Source organism: Bacillus sp. Medicinal_06, assembly GCF_056711665.1.
In genome coordinates, this window is the sequence record NZ_JBWYHD010000006.1 from 85271 (window position 1) to 105089 (window position 19819).

The window sequence follows — 19819 nt, forward strand, 5'->3', positions numbered from 1 at the left end:
AAAATCGATAGCTCATTTTGATTTTCTATATTATAATCAATTGGATTTACTTTCATTACTAAACACTAGGAGATACTCATGAAAAAATATAAACTTTCATCTTTTCTTCCATTAAGTTATATACTTCTACTCGTACTCGTAAGTCCCCTTTACGATGTACTAAATAAATCTACTGTTCACGCTGTAAACGTTACAACTGTAGTAGATGATTGGATTCCATTTGTAAAAGCATTCATCATTCCATATTTACTGTGGTTTCCATACTTATACGGAGCACTTATTTATTACTGCTTTGCTGATCGAAAGCAATATTATGTCACTTTAAGTAGTGTAATTCTTGGAAAGCTTGCTTGTTTTTCTATTTATTACTTTTGGCAAACGACTGTACCGCGTCCAACCGTCGTTGGAACAGACATATTTTCTGAACTAGTTCGCTATATTTATAGTATTGATCAACCCGTAAACTGTTTCCCTAGCATTCATGTGCTTACGACATTTGTCATTATGTTAGCTGCCTTTAAACGCCGAGAACAACATGCTTTTGAATATTATATTCTTACTTTCTTTGGTACACTCATCATTTTATCAACACTATTTACAAAGCAGCATGCCTTCATAGATGCCGTTTCTGGGATGACGCTAGCAAGTATACTATACTTTGGTATTCAGCTAGTATTAGTAAAAGAAACGGTGACAGTTCCGATGAAACAAAATCATAAAATGTAAACAAAAAAGCAGACTGTGGCTTCTTCAGTCTGCTTTTATCTATATAAAGGAGATTTTCAGGTGCAATACGTTGTTTGGCGATTAAGATTGCGGCACAGTCATATCGCCAGAATGAATTCGACCCGCTTTTTTTAATGCGATATATATTATATAAGAAACAGCTACTGGGATTACGATATAAGTGATCACCATCGCTGGTACAACACCGAATCCTTGGCTGGAGATTAAATTAATTGGTGCAATCAGAGAACTTAATCCAAGACCTGCGATTTCTTTACCTGCTTCTAATTGGAAAATCAGTGCAGATACAGGGCCCACAATGGCGCTAGCAACGACAGTTGGGACGAGAATCATTGGATTTTTAGTAATGTTCGGCAATTGGACTTTCGGAGTACAAAGGGCCTGTGCTAAAATACCACCTAAATTGTTTTCTTTTGCTGAGATAACAGAGAATCCGATAAATTGAGCGACGCATCCTGCAAGTGCTGCACCTCCTGCAACACCATCTAGGCTAAGTGCAATTGCTAGAGCTGCTGATGACGCTGGTGAGATTAATAATAGTCCCCAAACAACCGCAAGCACGATAGAAGCAATAAATGGACTACCAGCTGAACTATCTTTAATAAATGCGCCAATTGCATTTAAAACAGGACTAATATTTTGAGATAACCAAATACCGACTATGCCAGAACCAAGTATTGCTACAAATGGAACGAGCATCATATCTAAAGCAGTTTTTCCGCTTAACCGTTTACCGATATAAACTGCTAAAGTTGCTGTTAATAACGCACCAATCGGTTCACCAGTTTTAATGATTAGACCAGCTTCAGTAATCGAAATGGATCCTGCTCCAATCGCCCCGGCAACCATCGCTGAGAAAATGACAAGTCCGTTTGCTCCAAGCATAAAAGCAATCCCTGCTCCAATTGCTGGTGCCATCAGTGATTTCGCAACAACTCCAATTGTAATCAACATCGGAATATCAACAATTCTTCCAATATTTTCGATAAGTAAACCAATTCCAAGGGATACGAAAATACCTTGTGCAATTCCGGCAGAACCTTTAAAGACACGAGACATTATATATTCCTTCATCTGCTTCACCTTCTCCTAGTTTAGTAGCCGATTGTTTTCATATAGTCACGTAAAATATCATTTGATTGTGCAAATCGGCCTTCTTCAGTTTCTGTTAAGTTTAGTTCAACAACTTCTTTCACACCATCTCTTGTAATAATTGCTGGTACACCTGTGCAAATATTATATTCACCATACTCACCATCTAAAATTGCTGAAACAGCAATTACACGGTGATCATCATTAAAGATAGAGCGTGCGATATAAGCTAGTGAGTTACCAATGCCGTAATAAGTAGTTCCTTTACGTTTATAAATTTCCCAACCAGCTTTGGCAGTTTTCTCAACAATTTCATCTAAGTCAATTTCACCGAAACGCTCTTTTTGTTCATCTAAAATTTGTAAGATTGGTTTCCCACCAACTGTAACGTGAGACCAAGCAACCATTTGGGAATCACCATGCTCACCTAATGAATAACCGTGAATACTACGAGGATCCACTTCAAGCATTTCAGATAAAATTGTTCTTAAACGTGAAGAATCTAACGATGTTCCAGTACCAATCACGCGATTTCTTGGCAATCCAGACAATTTCCAAACTTGATAAGTAATAATATCAACTGGGTTTGATGCGATTAAGAAAATGCCATCAAATCCACTTTCCATTACACCTGCTACAACACTTTCCATAATCTTTGCGCTTGCTCCTAGAGTATCTAAACGACTTTGTCCTGGTTTTGGCGCTGGACCTGCTGTAATAATCACAATGTCCATATCTTTGCAGTCTTCATAAGTAGCTGCATATACTTTTGTTCTTGTATTTGTAAAATTAATGCAGTGCGATAAATCCATCGCTTCTCCAACTGCACGTTCATGATTTATATCAATTAATGTCAGTTCTTCACAGATACCTTGATTCACAATTGAATACGCACAGCTTGATCCAACTAATCCAGTTCCAATAATTGCGATTTTTCTTGTGTTTCTATTCATAAGAATCTCTCCTAAGTATTTCTGTATTGTTTTTGTTTGTTCTTTACACTTTTTATTATAGAGATTCTCACTATAGAAACCATGGATACTTTGTGAAATGTTGAGCAAGTTTTATGTATATTTTGTGAAACACGCTACTCTGTTTTCGTCATATTTGTTACAACTGGAAAAATATTTTATACATCTTTATTGACATATATACAAATAAAAAAGCGAGTGAATGATCATCTGATATTCACTCGCTTTTTTTATTCATTACTGTGCGCTTAATTGACTTTTCGTTTGCTGAACAACCATTGGATTTGCAGGAGCCGCTGGTTTATAATACCCTTTTTGCAATGCATATTTATATACATTACGTTGTCTCATCTCATCCTGGTTTCGAATGTGAATCAGCGTTTGATGTAGCTGTTCGTTATTTGACTCTGCTATGTAATGCGCATAACTTGCTAAGCTTGCATTTAATCCCGCTAAATAATCATTCACCATATCTTTTTCATTCATATTTCATAACCTCCTATCCTAAAAAGGACATTAATTGTTGTTTTGTGTTTCTTGCAGCTTGCGCATCTTGTTGTAGTATTTGCTTTAGTTGAGGATCTGTACATTGCTGTGCATATTGATCTAATTTATTTGCAATTGTTGTATGCCCCCCAATAATATGGCGTAAGTTTTCTAATTCAAGCTCTGTTAAATTTGGCATAATTAAGACCTTCCTTTCTTTGTTCATTCATCATTTAGTATTTATTTATTTTTGGATTGTATGCACGAGTTAACCTTTTTCTTGATTTACTCAAAAAAGACATAGTATGCAATTATAGATAAGTATCAAAGTCCTATATTTTATAGTTTTTATAGATAAATTATTATATAATACTTATAGAATGAAAATTCAAAAAATAGAACCTAATAATTATTAAGCAAACCATTAGTTAAAGGAGATATGAACATGAAAACACACGAATTCTTTACAAAAATTCAAAAAAGCTACGATCCCAATCCAAGCCAAGATGCTCTAACCTTTACTTTATTTGGTTTCTTATTAGCTCTATATACGTTTTTAAAACCTGCAAAATAACATACAAAAGAGCTGTTTACAAGTTACTCTATAAAACAGCTCCTTTTTAGATTGTGGATAAAGGCTTCGCCCACCTGTTTTTGTTATCGTTCTTTGTCGGAACGCCGATACATTTGAATTTGTGCCGATAAAATTTTATGTATTAATTTTCTATCAACCCACTCTACTGCTGAACTCTCTACTCTTTCTATCACTGGTACGTTTTATTATAACGTTTCTCCTTTCCACCTAATATTTTCTCTTCAAAACTACAATTGATAGTGAATAAGAACCTAACACCCCTGCCAATAAAAACGCATTTGCTAATTTATACTGCTCAGCTGTCAATGAATACAGGTTACCAATTAAAAAAATAATCAAATACGAAAGTAAGAATACTTTTTCAAAGACAGTATGAGAACCCCTCCGCAATAGAATTACTATTCGAAGGTGTCACACAATTCCATGTAACTCCTAAAAAACATGATCCAATCATTTACGATGCATCTCTTATCTTCCAAAACAATTTATTTTATTAGGCCGATGACAGTAGCTGGAAACCTGATCAGGTTATAGAATATGAAGTAAGCTGGATTTCTGCAAAAAATGTAAAATGGAGAGATGTTAGTTCGTGGATGGGAGATAAAATGAGATACGGAGTAATGAGTGAAGATTAATATATACATAAAGTAACAGTGACGATTCACATATCAATATTTCATCGTGGTAGACAAAAGTAAATGAAATTTTATCAGCGTAAATCCGAATATGTTGGCGATTCAACAAGGGATATCGACATTCCGACAAAGAACAACAAAAAAGCAGTAGCCAAACGTGGCTACTGCTTTCCCTTACTTATTAAACTGTATAACGCTCATCCTCTAAAATCTTCGCAGCAATTTCACGCTTCTTCGGAATTACGTTAAGCGGCGTGTGGCGTGTGAATTTGCGAAGCGCTGATAACATCATGCGCAGCATATCACCATTTTCAACTGCGATAATTGTTTCTTTTGCATCTGCTTCGATTTGGTTGAACGCTTCTTGGCAGAATACTTCTGTGTATAATACTTTTTGTTTATTCTTTTCAAGACCAGTTGCTTTAATTGCTTTTTCTGTACGAAGAACAGCTGATTCCATTGCGTATAAGTTGCTTACGATATCAGCGATATTAACAAGAACTTCTTGTTCTTTATCTAATGCTTTACCGTATTTTTGAACAGCTAATCCAGCTACCATTAAACCAATTTTCTTCGCATTATTTACTAAATATTTTTGAAGTGCTAATGGCTCGTCGCCTACTTCTTCAGGTATCATCATCATTAACTCTTCTTGTAATTTTTGTGCTTTTTGAAGAAGTGGTAATTCACCTTTCATTGCTTTACGTAAGAATGTACCTGGTACGATTAAACGGTTGATTTCGTTCGTACCTTCGAAAATACGGTTAATACGAGAATCACGGTACATTCTTTCAATCTCGTACTCTGCCATAAATCCGTAACCACCATGGATTTGAACACCCTCATCTACTACATAGTCTAATACTTCCGAACCGAATACTTTATTTAAAGAGCACTCAATTGCATATTCAGCAATAGAAGCTGCGACAGCTTTACCGTCTTTTACTTGCTCTTCTGTTAATGTACTCATATGGCTTTCAAATAAACCTACTGTACGGTATACAGAGCTTTCAGCTGCATAAATTTTCGCTGCCATATTCGCTAATTTTTCTTGAATTAATGGGAAGCGAGCGATTGGTTGTTTAAACTGTTGACGTTGGTTTGCATATTGTGCTGAAATTTCTAACGCACGTTTAGAAGAACCAACTGTACCAACACCTAATTTATAACGACCGATATTTAAAATGTTGAACGCGATAACATGACCTTTACCAATTTCACCAAGTACATTTTCTTTCGGAACAAGTGCATCTTCTAAAATTAATGTACGGGTAGATGAACATTTAATACCCATTTTCTTTTCTTCTGGGCTTGTAGATACGCCAGGATATTCTTTCTCAACGATAAATGCTGTGAAGTGCTCGCCATCAACTTTTGCGTATACGATAAATACATCAGCAAAAGCAGAGTTTGTAATCCATTGTTTCTCACCATTTAATACATAGTGTGTACCTTCTGCATTTAAACGAGCTGTTGTTCTTGCACCTAATGCGTCAGATCCAGATCCTGGCTCAGTTAATGCGTATGCAGCTAATTTTTCACCAGTTGCTAAGGCAGGTAAATATTGTTTCTTTTGCTCTTCGTTACCAAATAATACGATTGGTAACGATCCGATCCCAACGTGCGCACCGTGCGTAATTGCAAATCCACCAGCACGAGAGAATTTCTCTGCGATTAATGCTGAACTAACTTTATCAAGACCAATTCCGCCGTACTCTTCTGGTACGTCAGCACCTAGTAAACCAAGCTCGCCAGCTTCTTTTAATAAGCGAACAGAGCGATCAAATTCATGTTGCTCTAAATACTCAAGCTCTGGCAGAACTTCATTTACGATAAAGTCCTCTGTTGTTTTCGCTATCATTTTATGCTCATCGCTGTAATCCTCTGGTGTAAATACTTGATCAATTGTAATCTCATCAACTAAAAAGCTACCGCCCTTAACTGCGCTTCCTACTATTTTCTCCATGAAAATTTCCTCCTTCATATTTTCATAAGCCGCTTCTCTCATTTTGAGAGAAGCTGGCTCTCCCTTTGTTTTTTATACCCTTTAGTTACTTCCATTCTTCTTTATCTAATCCAGTTCCAGTGGCTAGAACAGTCGGCCATTTCGCCCCTTCCTCCGAGGCAAAAGGCGCCTCTATGTCAGGAGCTCCAATGTCCTCTTGTTCTGGACGAGCTCCTTCCACTTTTTATAGAAGTTCAAACACCCCAGCAGCTCCCATGCCGCCGCCGATACACATTGTTACGATACCGAATTGCTCGTTGCGGCGTTTCATCTCATGAATAAGAGATAACGTTAATTTTGCTCCTGTACAACCAAGCGGATGTCCAAGTGCAATTGCACCGCCGTTTACATTTACCTTTTCTTCATCTAGACCAAGCTCACGAATAACTTGGATTGATTGAGATGCGAATGCTTCATTTAGCTCAAATAAGCCGATATCAGATAGCTCTAATCCTGCTAACCTTAACGCTTTTGGAATTGCTGCGATTGGTCCAATTCCCATTACCTCTGGTGGTACACCAGCAACTGCAAATGAACGGAATTTTGCAAGTGGCTTCATGCCATCACTCACTGCTTTTTCACGATCCATAAGAAGAACAGATGCTGCACCATCACTCATTTGTGAAGAGTTACCAGCCGTTACAGAACCACGAACGTTAAATGCTGGACGTAGTTTCCCTAAGATATCTAGCGTAGTATCCGCTCTTACGCCTTCATCTTGTGAGAAAGTAATCATTTCTTCTTGAATTTTATTATTTGCTCCTACAGTACGAAGCGTTACATCTACAGGTACTGTTTCATCAGCAAATTTCCCTTCAGCTAATGCTTTCGCTGCACGCTGGTGACTTCTTACCGCAAATGCATCTTGCTCTTCACGGGAAATGCCATATTTCACAGCAACTTGCTCTGCTGTATGGCCCATGCCCATATAATATTCTGGAGCCGCTTCTACAAGACGGCTATTTGGACGAACGACATGCCCCATCATTGGAACTAAACTCATCGATTCAGCTCCACCAGATAACACCGCTTCAGAATGACCAAGCATAATGCGCTCTGCACCGTAAGCGATACTTTGCAGTCCTGAAGAACAGTAACGGTTAATTGTAATAGCCGGAACATCATAAGAAAGTCCTGCTAATCCTCCGATATTACGTGCCATATTTAAGCCTTGCTCTGCTTCTGGCATCGCACAACCAAAAATTAAATCATCAATTGGTCCTTCATAGTTATTCGCACGCTTTAACGTTTCTTTTACTACTAATGCTCCTAAATCATCAGGACGAACTGTTTTTAATGAACCTCTCTTTGCCTTACCAATTGGTGTTCTTGCTCCCGCAACAATGACAGCTTCTCTCATGAACGATATCTCCCCTCGTTATTAGTTACGTAATGGCTTTCCTTTTACAAGCATGTGCTGCATTCTTGCTTGTGATTTCATCTCACTTACTAAGCTAATAAATGCTTCGCGCTCCACATCTAATAAATATTGCTCATCAACTTCTGTTCCGTACGGCACTTTTCCGCCAGCAATGACATATGCAAGCTTTTTCGCAATGTGTAAGTCATACTCGGAAATGTAACCAGATAAGTGCATTGCTTCTGCTCCAAGTAAAAGCGTTGCATATCCTGTTTCACCAACAACCGGTATCTTTTTACGAATCGGTGCTTTATAGCCCGCTTCATATAAAGCAAGAGCTTTTTGTTTTGCATCGTATAGTAAGTGATCACCATTCACACTAATACCATCTTTATCGCCTAAGAAGTTGCGAGAAACAGCCTCTTGCGCTGATGTAGATACTTTCGCCATCGCAACTGATTCGAACACTTTATTCGCAACCTTTTGCAGGTCAAACTCCACACCGTTTGCCATTTTATTTAAATGTTTAATATATAGTTCTTTGTTACCGCCACCGCCAGGGATTAAGCCAACGCCAACTTCTACTAATCCCATATACGTTTCACTAGAAGCTTGAATACTCGCTGCTGGTAAACATACCTCTGTACCGCCGCCAAGCGTCATGCCATATGGCGCTGCAACAATTGGCTTAGAACAGTACTTAATTTTCATCATTGCGTCTTGGAAGTTTTTCACAACCCACTCAATTTCAAAGTAGTTGTCATCTTGCGCTTCCATTAAGATCATTGCAAGGTTTGCCCCAACGCAGAAGTTTTTCGATTGGTTCCCGATAACAAGACCTTTGTAGTTCTTTTCAACTTCATCAACAGCGTAATTAATCATTTGCGTAATATCCATACCGATTGCATTGCTCTTCGAGTGGAATTCTAAACAAAGGACGCCATCTCCTAAATCGATTAAGCTTGCACCACTATTTTTCTTTAGTACACCATTTTTCTCTTTTAATTGTTTAAGGGAAATTGCTTTTTTATTGCGTTCAATCAATTTGTATTCGCCGTTATCGTAGTAATAGCTTTCGCCGTTATCATGTTTATAGAAAGTGCTAAACCCTTTCTCTAACATGTCTTTCACCCATGCCGGAACAACTTTTCCGTTCTCTTCCATCTTTTGAACGGATTTTTCTACGCCAATTGCATCCCAAATTTCAAATGGTCCTTGCTCCCAACCAAATCCCCATTTCATCGCTTGATCAATTGCAACAATGTCATCCGCAATTTCTTTATGAAGCTTCGCAGAATATAAAAGGGTTGGCGTAATAATATTCCATAAAAGCTCTCCTGCACGATCCTTCGCGTATACAAGCGCTTTCAATTTATTCGCTAATCCTTTTTCTTGTTTGCTTAATTCTACGGAAGCAGCTTTTAATTTTTTACGAGGTCCATACTCCATTGTTTCAGGATTTAACTCTAAAATTTCTTTTCCTTGTTTTAAGAAGAAACCTTGACCAGTTTTACTTCCAAGCCATTTTTTATCTAGCATGTCATGCATGAAAGCAGGTACTTTAAATACGTCACGCTCTTCTTCTTGTACATTTTCATATACGTTGTTTGCAACATGAACGAATGTATCTAAACCAACAACATCTAACGTACGGAACGTTGCACTCTTCGGACGACCAATTAATGGGCCTGTTACAGAATCAACTTCCCCAACGCTATAACCGCGCTTCATCATTTCTTGCAATGTTACAAGTAAGCCGTACGTGCCGATGCGGTTTCCAATAAAGTTTGGTGTATCTTTTGCGATAACAACGCCTTTTCCAAGAACGTCTTCGCCGAATAATTTCATAAAGTTTAACACTTGTGAATCTGTTTCTTTTGTCGGTATAATCTCTAGAAGTTTTAAATAACGTGGTGGGTTAAAGAAGTGCGTTCCTAAGAAGTGTTTTTGGAAGTCATCTGAACGACCTTCTGCCATTTTTTCAACGGAAATACCTGATGTATTTGAACTCACAATCGAGCCAGGTTTACGAACTGCATCTACTTTTTCAAATAATTTCTTTTTAATATCTAAGTTTTCAACAACAACCTCAATAATCCAATCTACATCAGCAAGACGCTCAAGGTCATCTTCTAAATTCCCTGCTTCAATCAGTGCTAAGTTATCTTTCACCGTAAGAGGAGCTGGCTTTTGCTTTACTAATTTTTGCAGTGCCCCGTTACTAAAACGATTTCTCACACTTTTATGTTCTAATGTAAGCCCCTTCGCTTCTTCTTCTTTTGTAAGCGCCTGTGGCACAATATCAAGCAGTAATGTTGGTATACCGATATTGGCTAAATGTGCAGCAATCCCTGAGCCCATTACGCCAGAACCGAGAACAGCAGCCTTTTTAATTTGGAACATTCATTTCTCCCCCTATTCTTGAATGAATGCTCATTCAATTTTTCGACATACGTCGCAATCAATGAGTGAGCCTCTACTAATAAATATATGATACTGTTTAAATTTTCGCAATATATTTATTGATAAAATTTTCTGAAATAAATACTTTTCTTTTATTCGGTTATCCTATAACTGTGTATTTTCGCGATAAAATACGCTTTTTCCTTTTTTAGAATTTGACGAAAACGGAGGAATATATATGGGAAAACTTAAGAAAGACCCTTCAAAAGCAGGCGTTAGCGCAGCAAGTGTAACAGGAAACGCAGGACCGGTTGATCGCGGCATTGAAAAAGGCCGCCAAGGTAACAACCAGCAATACAAAAAGCACAACATGGGTGAAAAATAATCCTATATGTGTTTGTTCAAAAGGAGGATAAAGAGAGCCGAACAGTTCGAGGCACGGAAGCCGGGAGGATACGGAGTGTAGCTGGGACTACATGAGTACCGGACTGGCGACGTAACGAAGAAATGCGAAAGCTATCTTTACCGGACTTTTTGAACTTCCGCTATATGTGCTTGTTCAAAAAGGAGGATAAAAAGAGCCGAGCAGTTCGAGGCGCGGAAGCCGGAAGGATACGGAGTGTAGCTGGGACTACATGAGTACCGGACTAGCGACGTAACGAAGAAATGCGAAAGCTATCTTTACCGGACTTTTTGAACTTCCGCTATATTTTTGGGCAGAGAACGTGGCATAATGAGTATTGGGCTGCTTTTCTGCCCAATTTATTTGTATACATAAGTAAAAGAGGGACTAAGTGATGAAACGAACAATAGTCATGATTGTGATGATTGCTACACTGTTTACAAGTATGATCTTCTGCTCTTATGCAAACAGGCAAAAAAACGTAAGAGCTAATCAGCCTGCTATTACAGGCAAATACGCCATTACAATTGATGCCGATACTGGCGAAATTCTATATGGAAAACGTGAACAAGAACGCTCTTATCCAGCAAGTATAGCAAAGATGATGACAACTCTTCTATTATTAGAAAATGTGAAAAAAGATGAAGAAATTACAATCACAGAGAACGCGATAAAAACAGAAAGTCAAAGTAAGAAAATTAAACTTCGTGCCGGCGAAAAGTTAAAAAGAGATGAAGCGCTGAAACTGATGCTCATCATCAGTGCCGATCCCATTTCTGAATCCATTGCGGAACATATTGCAGGGTCAAAAGAGAAGTTTGTAGAAATGATGAATGCGAGGGCCAAAGAACTTGGAACAAAGCATGCGACTTTTAAAAATGCGAGCGGGGCTGATGCAATGGGCAATAAAGTATCACCTTATGACATCGCCATCATTACGAAGGAAGCATTAAAGTATCCGATTGTGCTAGATTATATGAACACAACGCGCACAACATTACATACTTCACAGAGGTCTCCAAAAATCGCAAACTATGGCCGTGAAGAACTTTACGATGATCCATATGCAATTGGAAGTAAAAGTGGTTTATCTGCTTTAGGAAAATACACGGTCGTCACAGTCGATGAAAAAGACGGTAAACGAGTTATTAACGTTGTACTATCTTCTACCCGTACTCAGTTATATCCTGATACGAAAAAGATGGCACATTATGCATTCAAGCAATTAAAATAACCAAGGAGTATGTTTCTCCTTGGTTATTTTTTGATCATTCCTTTTAAAACGAACGCAACGTTTGCTGGACGTTCTGCTAGGCGGCGCATGAAATAACCATACCAGTCATTTCCATATGGTACGTAAACACGCATTTTATAGCCTTCTTTTACAAGCTCAAGCTGACGTTCTGTACGAATACCATATAGCATTTGGAATTCAAATTGATCACGTGAAATATTATGTTCTTCGGCAAGTTTCTTCGTATATTCAATAATTGCCTCATCGTGAGAAGCAATAGCAGTATAGTTTCCATTTAATAAGTGCATTTTAATAATTTTCTTATAATTGTCATCTACATCTTTCTTTTCCGGGAACGCAACTTCTTCAGATTCTTTATAAGCGCCTTTTACAAGACGTAAATTTGGGCTATATGCATTTAAATCCTCAATATCCTTTTCTGTACGATATAGGTACGCTTGAATAACAGTACCGATATTATCGTATTCAGATTTTAATTGCTTAAAGATATCAATTGTTTTCCCGCAGCGCGTATAGTCTTCCATATCAATCGTAACAAACACGCCGTTTTCTTTTGCAGCCTCTAAAATGCGGCGCATATTATTCATTACGATTTCATCTGAGATATCTAATCCCATAGAAGTCATCTTTAAAGAAAGCTGTGACTCTAGTTTTTCACGTCCAATTGCGCGAATTGCTTCAATCGATTGGTTCGCCATTTCATTTGCTTCCGCTTCATTATCAACGAACTCACCTAAATAATCGATTGTTACACAAAGGCCTTGCTTGTTTAATTGTTTAATTGCTGCAGCAGCTAAATCAATTGTCTCCCCTGCGACAAAGCGCCCTGCACCAAAGCGTAAACCGTACTTCTTAGCCAGTTTTGTTAACGCTTTATTTTTTGATAAAAAAAGAAACGAATTGCGCATTAATTGTTCCATGTAATTCACCCCTATGACTGTACTTTATCTGTTTTTTACCCCTCTTCAAAATTATATCATTGTTTAAAATTATTTGATACAAATAATTATTTAGATAATTTATAAAATACTATAAAAATGTTTAAAAGCCTATAATGTCGCTTTCAAATATCCAAAAAAATTTTTCGACATTTAAAAAGAAACTAGAAAAACAAGTGAATAACTAGCCTAAAAATAAAAATTCGACACTACTCATCACACCTCTTACTTCTCCCCATAAATTATATAAAAATATTAATATGACTGAAGATGAATACAAATATAAGAGCCTGAGTGCACTTAATTCACTCCTATAAAAATCAAGTGTAAAGGTGGGAGAGGATCCCTGTTGAAATAAGAATAGCAAGTGTAAAAACATAGAATCCCGTTTTCATTTACAGGTACTACCCTACATTGCATATACAATTTTTTCAGGGTGGAAAATAACAATTGGAGTGTGAAAAATGACAGGAAGAATAAATGCACAATACGTTCGGATTGAACCTTGGAACGATACCAATCTTACTTTACTTCGTCTTATGAATACATCTGAAATGTTAGAATACCTAGGAGGTCCTGAAACCGAAGAACAACTCCTTGCTCGCCACGAACGGTACCTTAGGATTAGTAGACTTGGGACCGGACGTATGTTTAACATCGTCCTACTCCCGCAACTCGAAATTGTTGGTAGTGTTGGCTATTGGGACAACTACTGGCAAGAAGAGACCGTGTACGAAATTGGATGGAGTGTCCTACCAGCATTTCAAGGTAGAGGAATCGCAACAAAAGCCATTGAACAAGCTATCGCTCATGCTAGAATGGAACAAAAGCACAGATTCATTCATGCCTTTCCTTCCATTAGTAATCCTGCTTCAAACGCTATTTGCAAAAAACTCGGCTTCTTATTTATTAGTGAGTGTAATTTTGAATATCCACCAGGAAGTATTATGCGATGCAATGATTGGCGTTTAGAAATAGCTTCTACAACATAAAGCAATACCTTTATAGACACGTATTTTGTTGCATGTTATTGACTAATTTAGTGGAATAGCAGGAATAAAAATGAAAGCTTGAGGACTATTTTTCCTCAAGCTCTTTATGCGACAGTTACAAAATGATTTCTAACGCTTATTTATGATTTCGATGTTCTTCATTTAATCTTTTAATATCCGCAATTAAGTTCACTATTTCTTCTTTTCCATCTGGATACGTCTCATTCCAATGTTTCACTAAAGCTGGCATTGTTTTTGCAATGTAAGAGTACAGTGCCCACTTTTTCACCTGCTCTTTCCTCTCTTCGCTGCTTTCTCCTAGTAATAATTCTGTATACTTTTCAAGCAAGCCATCAAACTGTTCATTAAATTTGTCACTCACCTTCTCTTCCTCCTTCTCCAATCTCCATCATTAATATTAAAAAAGTGTATCACGAATAAAGTCTTCTTGCCTAATTTATCCATATAAAAAAGCAGCGAAGATCGCTGCTTTTTCTTATAATTTTGATCGAACAGAGTTTAATTTTTTCTCCATTGTGCTCTCTTTATCGCGACGATCATCAATACGGATTGTTGTCGCTACACGCTTTGCACCTTTTGTATATGGTACCTCATGCATTTGTTGAATCACTTCAAGTAATACAGGAAGATCCCCTTCAATTACTGTATTCATTGGTGTTAATTGATACTTCACGCGATCCGCATTTTTCTCTAACACTTTTTGTACTTCTGCTACGTATTCACTTACGCTTGGATTACCTGTTCCAACTGGAATAATCGACACATCAACAATTGCCATGATCGTTTCCCTCCTATGTTTGCTTCATTTCTATTGTACAAAACTCTCTCCGACTTTACTAACCATAACTATACTTTTAATTTATTTTTCATAATATGCTTATTCGTAGTAATCCTTCTTCATCTGTTGTGCATATATTGATGTTACCCTTTTTTAATCACCTTATCCTTTTGAAAGGAAGTGGACACATGAAAAAGTTGTTTCTTACTTTATTAGCTATTCCTCTTCTATTTGGAACAACAGCTTGTGACATATGGCAGAAGGACTCAAAACCGGTAGAAAAAACTGAGCCGAAACCGGAGCCAAAGCCGGAGCCAAAACCAGCACCAGCACCTAGTCCAACCCCACAACCTACCCCAACTCCACCACCTAATCCAACTCCACCACCAGCTTCAGTAGATACGGCCCAAATCATGCAAAAGCTAGTAAATGCAATTAACTCAGTTGGCAGTTCAAATGGTATTAGCATCAGCAACGTTAAACTCTTTACTGAAACAGCACAAATCGCGACATATAACGGAACATTTAATACTACATTTGGATTAGGCGTTTCCATTTATAAAGCAACTGGTGGTATTGCCGCTGTTGCTATCGCTGGATCAGGTACATCTAAAGAACAAATCGATGCCTTTTATTCCACAATCAAAACTGTTATTCGTTCGCTTGATTCATCTCTAAGCGAACAAGATTTAAATACCATATTAGAAAAACTCGGTTCAAAAGATTACTTTCAAACAAAGCAATTCTCAACTCAAGCAATTAACGGTACATTAACTGTTACTGAAAGTAATGGTGCGCTCATGTTCAAGGCGCTTCATAATTAAACACACCGCAAAGAATAGGGGTCCAGGCTGACTCTATTCTTTCTTTTTTCCTCGTTAAAAAGTGAAGCACTTGTGTAAATACATATACTTCTTTATTCTTAGAGTAGAATCTATCTTGTTCGGGAGGCATTATGTTACAAAAATTCGGTTTCTCACAATATGAAAGCCAAGCATATGAGGTCGTAGTCTCAAGCGTTGAACCATTAGATGCAACAACGATTGTAAAGCATTCAGGTGTTCCAAAAGCGAAAATATATGAGGTATTAGCGCGCCTCATCGATAAAGGAATGGTCATGGATTCCGTCTCAGAAAAGAAAAAGTTATATACCGCCCTGCCACTAGACCTTGCCATTCAAAAATTAACGACAGAGTTTCAATCGAATATTAAAGAACTTCAAACAAACATTTCAAAGCGCTCTTTTACAGATGATCGTGTTTGGAGTTTAAAAATGCAATCTTCTATTCAAGTACAAAGTAAACAGTTAGTAGAAGAAGCGAAACAGTCTATCCGTATTTCCGCTTGGAATGATACCTTTTTGGATTATCTTCCTTTACTTGAAACAAAAGCAGAACAAGGCGTTGATATTGAGGCACTTGTAGTCGGTAATGTAGAAACAAAACTTGAAAACGTTCATTTCCTTATCCCAACCGAGGAACCTAATGCGTTAGAACGTTACTTACTTCTTATTATCGATGATCGTGAAATTTTATTTGCTGGAGTAGAGCAAGAATCATGGCAAGCAATGAAAACAATGTCCCAGCCATTCGTGAAATTCTTTACAGAGTTCTTCTATCATGATGTTGCTCTTGCAAAAATTACACAGAAGCATAACGATCTTTTTATGAATGATGAAGAGATACGAAGCATTTTAATGAAGTTGAGATATTAAAAATAGCAAAGGATCTACCTTTGCTATTTTTTATTTTGCTTTGTTATCTCAGATAACAGCTCAATAATTTGCTCATTTTGCTTCACCTGTTTCTCAGAATTATGATAGAGGAAACGAATCCATCGCAGTACAAAAGCAATCAAAAAACTGGTAACACTATCGCAAAGAAGCCAATCGTTGATTCAAAATCCATATACCATCACTCCTTCCCCCTGTACCCTTCAATTTATTACAAACAAAAAAGAACCTATCAAACGATAGATTCCTTCTTTGCTACATGAGTAGATTGTCCTCTCGTAATCGAAAAGATTGCGCAAAGTAATGCTAAAATCACAAAACCGCCGCCTACCCAAGCATTATATATAACAGACGATTGTTCAATAACAGCTCCGCCCACTGTTGAGCCAAGCGCAATACCTAAATGAAGAGCTGAGTTATTTAAACTTTGTTGAATACCAGCTGATTCTGGTGCAATTTCAATTAAATAGTTTTGCTGAGCTGGTGAAATAGCCCAGCTTAACATGCTCCAAATTCCCATCATGATGATAAATAACGGGAATGAGAATGTCATCATCGGTAAGATAAAGATGGCACATGCAAAGACGATAATAATAGAGATAATACTTTTCTTCGATCCCCATTTATCTGCAAGCCAACCACCAAATCCACCACCGATTACTGCTGCAATACCGAAAATAAAGTAAAACACGCTAATCCAGTTTGCCTCTACATGCATCACATCTTTTAAAAACGGTGTTAAATATGCATATAGTGTTAAATGCCCTGTTAAAAATAAGAACGATGTTAACTGTGCACTCACGATTTTTTTATCTTTCAAAGTAGCAATTTGTTCTCTTATAGACAATACAGCTACCAGTGGAACCTTTGTTAAAAATAAAGAAATACTAGCAATTGCTATAACCGTTAATACCGAAATTAAAACAAATGGTGCACGCCATCCGTATGCATTCCCAAGTACAAGACCTAATGGTACACCAAGTACAAGCGACCCACTAATCCCCATAAAAATAATTCCGATTGCACGTGCACGGAAATGAGGTTCTACAACACTAGAAGCTAGCGTTACCGATAACGCAATGATTAGGGAGCCACTTGCTGCACAAATGACCCTTGAGAACATTAGCATCGCATAATTCACACTAAACGCTGAAATAATATTTCCGATTAAAAAAATAGATAATGCCCCGATATATAATGTTTTGCGCTCAATTTTCCCTGTCACCGCTAATAAAATTGGACCTGATAGAGCAAATACAACCGAAAATATTGTAATAAGCTGGCCCGCTGCACTAATAGATACACCTAAATCATCCGCTACTAAATCGAGCGTTCCTCCAATAATTAACTCAACCGTCCCGACTACGAATGCCGCAATGGCTAAAATATATACACGAAAATTCAAGTTTTTCCCCACACTTTCTCTCGTTCACTATTGGTTACTACAATCATAGTAACCAAAATAACAAAAGCAATCAAGTGTAAATTCTCCTATATGCCTTCGGAAATTTTTTACAAATAAAATGGAAACATATTAGATTTCATCTAATATGAAGAACAAGAATAGGGAAAGATGAAATGAAATTTATCTATCTGCACCCCTGCCTTGTCTAATACATATGGATAAATAACATGATTAAATGAGGGGGGTTTTTCAATGTATAGAAATGCCTATCATGGTAACCCAGCACCTATATTTAGACAAAGAATTACTCTACAACAAGCAAAAGAAATCGCCCTAAAGCAAATACCTGGGCAAATTCTACACGTAGACATGGATTTAGAACATGGAGTCTTAGTTTATGAAATATTCATTTTGACACCACAAAACAGATTATTCGAGGTAGAAATACTCGCAAAAACAGGAAAAATCTTAAAAATCGAAGAAGAAAATGATTTTGACTAAAGCCAAGTATTTTTAAGAAGATGAAGCTCTTACTATCAGAATAAAGATAATAAAAAAACGCATGAATGCTCCATGCGTTTTTTCTCTATATCATCCTCATTCTTTACACACCAGTTTCTTTTTTCTTATTTAAATACCAATAAACAGGAAGGCCTGTAAATACCATTCCGATCGATAAGAAGCAGCTTAGCGGATCATTCATAATCGCACTTCCAATTACGAATAATGACCCTAAAATTGCTACGATTGGTACAATCGGGAATAGCGGCACACTGTATGCGCGTTCTTTCCCTTCATTACGTTTTCGTAAAATGAAGACCCCAATAAATGTCATCACATAGAAAATATAAATGATAAATACAGAAATCTCAGAGAGCTTATTTGGATCACTAATAATCATTAAAATAATCCCTAATATAATTTCAACAGTAATTGCATTTGCTGGTGTTTTAAATTTTTCATGTGCTTTTGCAATAAACTTAGAAAATGGAAGTTGTCCGCGTTCTGCCATTGACATTGGAATACGCGGGAATGTTAAAATCTTTCCGTTTAAGCAACCGAAAATAGAAATAATAATACCGATACTAATGATTTTCCCGCCATGTTCCCCAAGGAGCATGCCTGCTGCTGTCGCTGTCGCATTTTCTCCAAGATCTACAATCTTTGTTGCTGGTAATACTTTTAATAACGCCAAATTAATTAATACGTAAGCAGCTGTTACAATTAAAATCCCTACTGTCATCGCCTTAGGTAATAACTTTGTTGGATTTTTCATTTCACCGCCGATAGAAGCAAGTAAAATCCAACCATCATAAGCAAATAACGTTGCTAAAATCGCCATCCCAATACTTTGATTTTCTGATATTGGTACAACTACATTAAAGATATCGCTATTCCCTTTCCAAAAACCTAACATAACAATTAATACGATTGGAATCATCTTTCCAACTGTCGTAATGGTTTGGACAATCCCCCCATATTTTGTTCCAATACTATTTACAACACCAAGAAATACAACTGTTCCAATTGCTATCGGTAAATTCCATAATTTATCTAAATAGAAAAAGTTAATTACTAAAGAACTAAAATACAAACCTAATGTCCCAATAATAGCTGGACCATATACAATTGTTTGCATCCAACCGGATAAGTATCCCCAAAAGCTCCCGTAAATTTCCTCTAAATACGTATACAATCCACCATTTTTCGGAATTTGCGCTCCAATTTCAGCTACCGTTAAACCACTAGCTAATGTTAACAATCCACCTATTACCCAAGCGAGGATTGCCATATTCGAACTCCCTGAGTAATCTAATACGCTCCCTGGCTTCATAAATACACCAGACCCAATAATAGTCCCTACAACGATAGATAGTGCTACAGTTAAACCAATTTTGTTTTTCTCATCATGATGCATGCTGCGTATCCTCCTTCCAATTCTAGTGTGATGCAAAAATGAAATAAAAAAACACTCCTCCCTAAAAAAGGGACGAGTGTTAT

Annotated in this window: 21 protein-coding genes, 1 pseudogene and 1 other annotated feature (1 of these 23 only partly in view); of the genes and pseudogenes, 8 read left to right on the forward strand and 14 right to left on the reverse strand. The window is 37.2% G+C overall.

Annotation, left to right across the window (positions count from 1 at the left end; genetic code table 11):
* Positions 1-78 precede the first annotated feature (78 nt).
* Positions 79-726 carry a phosphatase PAP2 family protein gene (locus AC1M36_RS16035; protein ID WP_336453413.1) on the forward strand — a complete coding sequence of 216 codons (648 nt, stop codon included), beginning with the start codon at positions 79-81 and terminating at the stop codon, positions 724-726.
* Between the two features lie 81 nt (positions 727-807).
* Here AC1M36_RS16035 and AC1M36_RS16040 read toward each other — a convergent pair whose 3' ends face one another.
* From AC1M36_RS16040 to AC1M36_RS16055, 4 genes are all read right to left on the reverse strand, one after another.
* The gene (locus tag AC1M36_RS16040; protein ID WP_336453412.1) at positions 808-1821 is read right to left on the reverse strand and encodes a PTS sugar transporter subunit IIC; all 1014 of its coding nucleotides are present in this window, start codon (positions 1819-1821) and stop codon (positions 808-810) included.
* 20 nt (positions 1822-1841) lie between these two features.
* Positions 1842-2792 carry an L-lactate dehydrogenase gene (locus AC1M36_RS16045; RefSeq protein ID WP_336453411.1) on the reverse strand — a complete coding sequence of 317 codons (951 nt, stop codon included), beginning with the start codon at positions 2790-2792 and terminating at the stop codon, positions 1842-1844.
* A 255-nt stretch (positions 2793-3047) separates the two neighbouring features.
* Positions 3048-3296 carry a spore coat protein gene (locus AC1M36_RS16050; RefSeq protein WP_336453410.1) on the reverse strand — a complete coding sequence of 83 codons (249 nt, stop codon included), beginning with the start codon at positions 3294-3296 and terminating at the stop codon, positions 3048-3050.
* Positions 3297-3309: 13 nt separating this feature from the next.
* On the reverse strand, positions 3310-3495 hold the full coding sequence (locus AC1M36_RS16055; protein WP_012096045.1) for a hypothetical protein: 186 nt from the start codon (positions 3493-3495) through the stop codon (positions 3310-3312).
* Positions 3496-3741: 246 nt separating this feature from the next.
* Here AC1M36_RS16055 and AC1M36_RS16060 point away from each other — a divergent pair, with 246 nt between their 5' ends.
* A complete protein-coding gene (locus tag AC1M36_RS16060) occupies positions 3742-3870 on the forward strand; it encodes a hypothetical protein (protein WP_336453409.1) in 129 nt (42 codons plus the stop codon).
* Between the two features lie 228 nt (positions 3871-4098).
* On the opposite strand, the pseudogene AC1M36_RS16065 reads toward AC1M36_RS16060, so the two are convergent.
* From AC1M36_RS16065 to AC1M36_RS16085, 5 genes and pseudogenes are all read right to left on the reverse strand, one after another.
* Positions 4099-4248 (reverse strand): annotated as a pseudogene (locus AC1M36_RS16065) (DUF2178 domain-containing protein); the annotation flags it as partial.
* A gap of 459 nt (positions 4249-4707) precedes the next feature.
* Positions 4708-6492: an acyl-CoA dehydrogenase family protein gene (locus AC1M36_RS16070; RefSeq protein WP_336453408.1), complete on the reverse strand. Its 1785-nt coding sequence runs from the start codon at positions 6490-6492 to the stop codon at positions 4708-4710.
* Between the two features lie 85 nt (positions 6493-6577).
* Positions 6578-6712, reverse strand: a complete 135-nt coding sequence (locus AC1M36_RS16075; protein WP_336453407.1) for a hypothetical protein — start codon at positions 6710-6712, stop codon at positions 6578-6580.
* Between the two features lie 3 nt (positions 6713-6715).
* On the reverse strand, positions 6716-7891 hold the full coding sequence (locus tag AC1M36_RS16080) for an acetyl-CoA C-acetyltransferase (protein ID WP_336453406.1): 1176 nt from the start codon (positions 7889-7891) through the stop codon (positions 6716-6718).
* A gap of 21 nt (positions 7892-7912) precedes the next feature.
* Entirely contained in the window at positions 7913-10294 is a 2382-nt protein-coding gene (locus AC1M36_RS16085) for a 3-hydroxyacyl-CoA dehydrogenase/enoyl-CoA hydratase family protein (RefSeq protein ID WP_336453405.1), read from the reverse strand.
* Between the two features lie 238 nt (positions 10295-10532).
* Between AC1M36_RS16085 and AC1M36_RS16090 the strand changes: the two genes are divergently transcribed.
* Together AC1M36_RS16090 and AC1M36_RS16095 are read left to right on the forward strand one after the other, a co-directional pair.
* Positions 10533-10679 carry a YuzL family protein gene (locus AC1M36_RS16090; protein WP_174102368.1) on the forward strand — a complete coding sequence of 49 codons (147 nt, stop codon included), beginning with the start codon at positions 10533-10535 and terminating at the stop codon, positions 10677-10679.
* Positions 10680-11091: 412 nt separating this feature from the next.
* Positions 11092-11931, forward strand: coding sequence for a D-alanyl-D-alanine carboxypeptidase family protein (locus tag AC1M36_RS16095; protein ID WP_336453404.1), 840 nt, complete (start codon positions 11092-11094; stop codon positions 11929-11931).
* Between the two features lie 23 nt (positions 11932-11954).
* On the opposite strand, the gene AC1M36_RS16100 is transcribed toward AC1M36_RS16095, so the two are convergent.
* Complete coding sequence (locus AC1M36_RS16100; RefSeq protein WP_479846037.1) at positions 11955-12872, reverse strand: proline dehydrogenase family protein; 918 nt, start codon at positions 12870-12872, stop codon at positions 11955-11957.
* A 482-nt stretch (positions 12873-13354) separates the two neighbouring features.
* Here AC1M36_RS16100 and AC1M36_RS16105 point away from each other — a divergent pair, with 482 nt between their 5' ends.
* The gene (locus AC1M36_RS16105; protein WP_336453402.1) at positions 13355-13882 is read left to right on the forward strand and encodes a GNAT family N-acetyltransferase; all 528 of its coding nucleotides are present in this window, start codon (positions 13355-13357) and stop codon (positions 13880-13882) included.
* 136 nt (positions 13883-14018) lie between these two features.
* On the opposite strand, the gene AC1M36_RS16110 is transcribed toward AC1M36_RS16105, so the two are convergent.
* Entirely contained in the window at positions 14019-14264 is a 246-nt protein-coding gene (locus tag AC1M36_RS16110) for a YusU family protein (protein ID WP_336453401.1), read from the reverse strand.
* Between the two features lie 114 nt (positions 14265-14378).
* Positions 14379-14681 carry an MTH1187 family thiamine-binding protein gene (locus tag AC1M36_RS16115; protein ID WP_001018864.1) on the reverse strand — a complete coding sequence of 101 codons (303 nt, stop codon included), beginning with the start codon at positions 14679-14681 and terminating at the stop codon, positions 14379-14381.
* A 188-nt stretch (positions 14682-14869) separates the two neighbouring features.
* Here AC1M36_RS16115 and AC1M36_RS16120 point away from each other — a divergent pair, with 188 nt between their 5' ends.
* Together AC1M36_RS16120 and AC1M36_RS16125 are read left to right on the forward strand one after the other, a co-directional pair.
* Positions 14870-15505, forward strand: a complete 636-nt coding sequence (locus AC1M36_RS16120) for an adhesin (RefSeq protein ID WP_336453400.1) — start codon at positions 14870-14872, stop codon at positions 15503-15505.
* 131 nt (positions 15506-15636) lie between these two features.
* Positions 15637-16395 carry a TrmB family transcriptional regulator gene (locus AC1M36_RS16125; protein ID WP_336453399.1) on the forward strand — a complete coding sequence of 253 codons (759 nt, stop codon included), beginning with the start codon at positions 15637-15639 and terminating at the stop codon, positions 16393-16395.
* Positions 16396-16645: 250 nt separating this feature from the next.
* Here the strand turns inward: AC1M36_RS16125 and AC1M36_RS16130 are convergent, their stop codons facing one another.
* Entirely contained in the window at positions 16646-17818 is a 1173-nt protein-coding gene (locus tag AC1M36_RS16130; protein WP_479846038.1) for an MFS transporter, read from the reverse strand.
* A 252-nt stretch (positions 17819-18070) separates the two neighbouring features.
* Between AC1M36_RS16130 and AC1M36_RS16135 the strand changes: the two genes are divergently transcribed.
* Positions 18071-18319: a PepSY domain-containing protein gene (locus tag AC1M36_RS16135; protein ID WP_336453397.1), complete on the forward strand. Its 249-nt coding sequence runs from the start codon at positions 18071-18073 to the stop codon at positions 18317-18319.
* 103 nt (positions 18320-18422) lie between these two features.
* On the opposite strand, the gene AC1M36_RS16140 is transcribed toward AC1M36_RS16135, so the two are convergent.
* A complete protein-coding gene (locus AC1M36_RS16140; RefSeq protein ID WP_479846039.1) occupies positions 18423-19736 on the reverse strand; it encodes an APC family permease in 1314 nt (437 codons plus the stop codon).
* A gap of 65 nt (positions 19737-19801) precedes the next feature.
* Positions 19802-19819: a binding site (T-box leader), on the reverse strand (it continues 220 nt past the right edge of the window).